Raw genomic sequence first — 4,069 nt, 5'->3', positions numbered from 1 at the left:
CCGTCGGCGTTGACCACGTAGGCGTCGCCATTGGATGCTGTGCCGGGAAGGTCTGCGTAGGTGTCGACCGAACCTGTGGGGCCGATCCCGGGAGGGCCTTGCGGACCTGTGGATCCAGTCGGACCAGTAGCGCCGGTGGGGCCGGTGGCCCCGGTCAACCCGGTCGGTCCCCGAGGACCCGTCGGTCCGGTAGGTCCGACGAGGGTGATACCGGTGCCGGCCGCCGGCCAGCCGGTCGTGGTGTAGATGTAGAGCTGTCCGTCGGCCGCGACGACGTACATGTCACCGACCGCTGCGCCGCCGGGAAGGTCCGCGTAGGTGGCCACCGCGTTCTCCACATTCAGCGCGTTGCCCTGATCGCCCTTGTCGCCCTTCGGACCCGTAGGACCAGCCGGCCCTGTTGGGCCTGTTGGGCCGGTGGCTCCCGTAAGCCCGCGCGGACCGGCCGGACCGGTGGCGCCCTGCCCGCCTGTGGGGCCTGCCGGACCGGTAGCACCCTGCGGGCCGCGGAAGGGGATGCCTGCCCCGCTCGCGGGCCACACCGTACCGCTGTAGGTGTAAACCTGGCCGTCGGCCTGAACGTAGTAGTGGTCCCCGGCAACAACTCCTGTTGCCGGCAGGTTGGCGTAGGCAGCTACCGTGCCCGTAATGGTGAACGCGGCGCCCGTGTCGCCCTTGTCACCCTTGTCGCCTTTCGGGCCGACAAACGGAATCCCGGCATCCTCGGCCGGCCAGCCGCTCGCCGAATAGATGTACGCCTGTCCGGTCGACGTGACTAGCCAGATATCACCGACCGTCGCCGAGGCGGGGAGGTCCGCGTAGGTGGCGACGGTGTTGGAGACCTCAAACCCGTGCCCCGGCTCGCCCTGCGGGCCTCGCTCACCCTGCGGACCACGGGGGCCGGTTGCGGCGACCAGCAGCGCGGGAGGACCGCTCACAAGTTGCGGGTTCGTCATATCTCAACCTCCATGGAAATGAAAAACGCGCATGCGTGACCCCGCGCGGGGCTATAAGATGCGCGAATGCAAGTGGTGAAGTGGTGGCATAGGGTTGTGCACGGACCCGCGAATGTGGCGCTGATCTATGACAAAGAGCCGCAGCCGTCTTGGCCGCGCGAGCCGGTGGCGCGTAGTGAGTCGTGCCCCTGCGGAAGGGTATGGCTCCACCGCGGCGTCGGCCCCGTGAAGCCAGGTTGGATTGAAGTCGTTGACCAGTCGATCGCGCAACGACTAGGGGCGCAGCGGGACGGCCATCGCTCCCCACGATGAGGAGCTGATGGTGGCGTTGAAGTTCACCGTTGCCGCCCCCGCTGCGTCTCCGATCATGGCCGGATAGGTGACACTACTGACGCCTGGTTGGATCCAGCGTGACGTTTGGTTGTAACCAGTGAAAGTGGTACCTGCAGCCCCGCTATAGGCAAACATTTGAAACACCCTCTCCCCCAGCGTCGACGCCGCAGATTGGGATGCGCTCGTACCGCTACCGCTATTAGTGGACACTGTCCCGAACCCGCTGGCGTTAAAGTAGGAGACGGAGTTTCCCGCATTAGCGTTACCGGCGCCCGTCACCGCGATCGTCTGGGAGCCCGTGGGTGGATTCAGCAGCCCCCACAAAGATTCATAAATAGTTCCCGTAAAGTTGAAATAACCGCCCAGTTGGGTCATTGGCGTACTGCCAACCTTAACGGTGAGGGCATTCCCCCCCTGACTGTTGACGCCCACGACTATCGCCCTGGCGTCAGCAGAGATGGCGTGCGACCAAGAGAAGCTACTGGAACCCGACGCCGCGCCAGCCCCCACGGCGTCGAATAACACCGGGGCTCTCGATCCGGTCAGCAGCGCATGTCTAGCCGCGAACATCAGTAGGTGTATCCCTGGCCGTATGAGCCGTACCAGTTGGTTCCATCCGACACGAAAGACAGGAGGTCCATCTTGCCCACTGTTGCCGTAATCGTCGGCGCACCAGCGGAACTCCACTTCACGCCCGTGAACGTTGCCGTGGTAGCAGTCCCCGATGACGGTTGCTTGAGCAGCAGAACAAACGAGGCGCCGGCCACTGCGGTTGGCATGGTGAACGTGCATGCGGTGGCCGAAGTTAGGGTTGCGGTGACCACCGTGCCCGACGCGATGCTGATAGTGGCGGTGGAGCCAACGGTCCCCATCGCGTTGACACCCTCAACATTTGACCAAGTGTCATCACCACGGTGGAAAGTGCCGCTGTTCGCGGTACCCGTGGCGGCGAGCTTCCCCTTGGTCACGTTGGAGTCAGCTATTTTCGTGGTAGTCACCGAACCATCGGTGGGTGTGCGCGTGTTCGACAGACGCGAGTCATTGCCTTCGCACGCGGTTCCAGAAGTGGTGCCGATAGCCAGACTACTTGTGCCAGCACCGATCACTGCGCGAGCGGCGGCCTGTGTGGCGCCGGCGGCCACGTAGGCGGGGACGTTTGTCAGCGCGCCCCAGTCGGTTGTGCCCGGGTCACCCTTCGGCCCCTGCTCTCCCTGCTCGCCCTGGTCGCCTTTGACGCCCTGGATGCCCTGCTCACCCTGAATCCCTTGCGGCCCACGGAACGGTACCCCTTGGCCGTCTGCCGGAAAGCCAGTGTCGTAGAAGTACAGCAGGCCGTCTGCGTCGACTATCCAGGCTTGGCCGTAGGACGGAGTGAGCGCCGCGAGGTCGGCATAGGTGGCGACATGTCCCTCAATGTCGAGGCTGACGCCGGGGGTGCCTTGGTCTCCCTGGTCACCCTTCGGGCCTTGTTCGCCCTGCTCGCCCTGAATGCCTTGAATCCCTTGTTCACCCGTGTCGCCTTTGTCGCCCTTAGGGCCTTGGGCGCCCTGCTCGCCTTGGATGCCCTGCGGGCCGCGGAAGGGGTAGCCCTCACCCTCGGCGGGCCATGCGGTTGTGTAGACATACAGCAGTCCGTCTGCCGTCACCACATAGGCGTCAAGGACATTCGGGCTCGCCGGCAGATCCGCATAGGTGTCCACCTGACCGGTCGGGCTGATGCCGGGCGGCCCCTGTGCCCCCATGTCCCCCGTGTCGCCCTTCTGGCCCGTCGCCCCGGTCGGTCCCGTGGCGCCGGTAGGTCCGGCCGGACCCGCCGGTCCAGCGGGGCCGGCGCCGCCCTGCGGGCCTTTCGGGCCTGGGGCGGCCACCAGCAGCGCACGTTCGGGCGCTACCTCGAGCGGCGGTGTCGCAGAGATGGCGATAACGATTTGCCCGTCAGTCATTTCGCACCGTCTTTCCGTGTGCCCCAACCTTGGTCAAACCGTCGGCGAAAATGATCTGAACCCGCCACGGGAGGCGCGCAGGGATCAAATCCATTGTCGTAGAGGACACTTGGATTGTGGCGTCATGCCCGGAAATCACGGCTTCGAACACCTGCTGCGTTGGCCTGGTGTCGATCTCCACCTGGACTGAAGCGCCGTCCGGGTAGTCGGCGATCTCGAACTGCGCGAGACCTTTGGAGTCCAGGACCGGGTCGCCGTTGTCGTCGACGACCAGCTCGCAGTACACGAACCGGAGCGCGAGGTCGTCGCCCTTGGTCAGTGGCAGGTCATAGACCGGCGCAGAGTTGAATAGTGCTGTCATTTGGGTTTCCCTTACGCCACTCGTCGGCCGACTAGATACACGATTCCGTTACCGCCCCAACCGGCCGCGATCTCACCGAACAGGCCCCCGCCGCCGCCGCCACCACCGCCGGGGCTGCTGCCAGTCGTGGCCTGCCCGGCGTCGGGGCCGCCCGGGTACTTGATGTTCAAGTACGTGATGGGCGCCTGGCCGGCCCCTGCTGTGTGCGCGTTGGGGTTGTTCGGGTTGTGCGTGAAGCCCTTACCGCCGCCCGCCCCAGCAGCAGCGGTCTTCGTCTTGCTGTCACCGTTGGTGTCCACATAAGTCAATGTGGTTGCCTGACCGTCGTTCCCGATTCCGCCCAGGTTAGGGCTGCCGCCAGCTCCGACGATGCCGGATATCAGGGTCATGTTGCTCTTGAAGTCTGTTCCGCGGACCAGCGTTCCCGTGACCCATGTGCCGTGCCAGCCACCTTGTCCGGTGAAGATTGAGTTCGC

The 4,069-nt window shown here is 65.1% G+C and carries 2 protein-coding genes and 2 pseudogenes; all 4 read right to left on the bottom strand.

Annotated elements, in window-relative coordinates; translation table 11 throughout:
• Positions 1 to 956 (bottom strand): annotated as a pseudogene (locus A5622_RS30610) (collagen-like protein); the annotation flags it as partial.
• 902 nt (positions 957 to 1,858) lie between these two features.
• Entirely contained in the window at positions 1,859 to 3,232 is a 1,374-nt protein-coding gene (locus A5622_RS16980) for a collagen-like protein (protein WP_066880154.1), read from the bottom strand.
• Positions 3,225 to 3,593 carry a hypothetical protein gene (locus A5622_RS16975; protein ID WP_066880152.1) on the bottom strand — a complete coding sequence of 123 codons (369 nt, stop codon included), beginning with the start codon at positions 3,591 to 3,593 and terminating at the stop codon, positions 3,225 to 3,227. The genes A5622_RS16980 and A5622_RS16975 overlap by 8 nt, the downstream gene beginning before the upstream one ends.
• A gap of 11 nt (positions 3,594 to 3,604) precedes the next feature.
• Positions 3,605 to 4,069, bottom strand: a pseudogene (locus tag A5622_RS16970) (hypothetical protein); the annotation flags it as partial.

The organism is Mycobacterium sp. 1245801.1 (genome assembly GCF_001673055.1).
GTDB classification, from domain to species: domain Bacteria; phylum Actinomycetota; class Actinomycetes; order Mycobacteriales; family Mycobacteriaceae; genus Mycobacterium; species Mycobacterium europaeum_A.
Note: the sequence above shows the minus strand (reverse complement) of the source record. Positions and strands in the feature narration are given on the sequence as shown.